The organism is Candidatus Symbiopectobacterium sp. NZEC135, from assembly GCF_025962695.1.
Genome location: NZ_JAGFPF010000382.1, coordinates 1 through 1,633, shown reverse-complemented (window position 1 = coordinate 1,633; position 1,633 = coordinate 1). Strand labels below are relative to the sequence as shown.

Genomic DNA, 1,633 nt, shown 5'->3' with positions numbered 1-1,633 from the left:
AATATTTTTCTGACTGCGGCTGGTTCCACACCGTATTGACGTGCAGTTGGCCTGCCGCATCGCGGGCAAAAAAGGTGCTGAAGCGATCGCGCGCCGCATCACGCACGCCCGGTAATGGCCAAATCCCCCCGCCAAACACGTTCAGATCGTTGTACTGATTAACCAGATTGGGGAGCAGCGTATCAATCTGCTCGCTGCTTAATACGCTGACCAGTTCGGTGATGGTTTTCTGTTGCGCCTGCACCCGGTTCATTTGTTCGGTGATCGCTCGTGCCTGACGGTCAACGGTGAGGCGGATCAGATTGCTTTCATTTTCAATCAACTGGGGAGAAACAAATTGGCGGATAACCACAAACGTGAGAATGAGTAATAGTCCGAAAAAGCCGATAAGAAATAGGCTAAAGCGCGCTTGCGTGGTTTTTAAAATGCCATTTTTGCACATGCTACACGTCCATATCTTATAGGGGATACGTTATTTTTAACGACGTTAGCAGGGATTTCTTTAGCGGGACAGCGGTGATTTTCAACCCCTATCACAGAACAAAACAGTCAATGCAAAATGCTGATATTGTTAATTATTGCGTTCACAGGCAATGACTGAGCCGTCATCAATGTCGACAACCCTCAGCTCTCTCGTGGTAGCAAAGCGAGAGACAACATCATAACGGCGACAGATATTGCAAATGCAGCAACGGATAGGCCCGCCCTTGCCCGTCGAGCGCAGAGCGCCCGGTGCGCACAAAACCCAATCGTTGATAGAAAGCCAGCGCTTGGACATTTTGTTCATTCACATCGGTGGTCAGTTGCGGATAGCGCGCCAACGCAGCTCCGATCAGCGCACGGCCAATGCCTTTGCCATGAGAATCGGCATCGACAAAAAGCGCTTCCAGATGCCCATGATGTAAATACATAAAACCGACGATGTTACCGTTGGACTCCAGCGCCAGCGTGAGCGTAATCTGAGGGAAAAAGGCGCAAAGTTCTGCATCAATCGCCGCGCGATCGCGTGGTGTCAGAAAATGATGCGTTGCATCAACGGCGTTACGCCAAATAGCCATAATACGCGGAATATCGTCTGCGGTTGACGGGCGGAACTGAAGCATAACTAACCTCATACTGGCTGGCAGAAAACCCTATATTACAACAAGATTATCCTCGCCGGGTGTGAGCGCTGCCAACCACAAATGGATGAGTACCCTCAAAAGGTATAATTCACCGCCATGATGCCACTGGTCTGATTACGGCGGTACACAATCGGACTCTCTGCCGCCCGGTCGCCGAGCCAGGTGTAACCCACGCTCAGTGACGTTCCCCAGTGCGGCGTAAACTGATGTCCCCAGGTCAGACTGCTCTCCACCGCGTAAAATCCGCCCTGCGCATCGAAGCGGGAATAGCCAGCGCGTGCGCTTTGCTCACGGTTAACCCCGTAAAAACGGTTCATATAACGTGCATCACCAAACAGTGCAGCACTTTGTAATGCAAGCGTATCACTGCTGCTTTGAAAAGGGATCACGGTCAGCGCGGTGCGGTATTGTCCGCCCTGTGAATCGCTGAGTGGCAACGTGGCGGCACCTTCCAGCTGCAACCACGGCGTTAGTGCCCATCCAACCGTCAACGTGGTGTTAACGCTGGG

2 protein-coding genes and 1 pseudogene are annotated in these 1,633 nt (G+C 52.1%); all 3 read right to left on the bottom strand.

Features of this window, described 5'->3' with window-relative positions; all coding sequences use genetic code 11:
* A pseudogene (locus J5224_RS27085) lies at window positions 1–442 on the bottom strand (methyl-accepting chemotaxis protein); the annotation flags it as partial.
* Between the two features lie 217 nt (window positions 443–659).
* The gene (locus tag J5224_RS27080) at window positions 660–1,103 is read right to left on the bottom strand and encodes an acetyltransferase (protein ID WP_264628244.1); all 444 of its coding nucleotides are present in this window, start codon (window positions 1,101–1,103) and stop codon (window positions 660–662) included.
* A gap of 95 nt (window positions 1,104–1,198) precedes the next feature.
* Window positions 1,199–1,633: MipA/OmpV family protein (locus tag J5224_RS27075; protein ID WP_264628243.1), on the bottom strand; the 435-nt coding region annotated here is incomplete at its 5' end.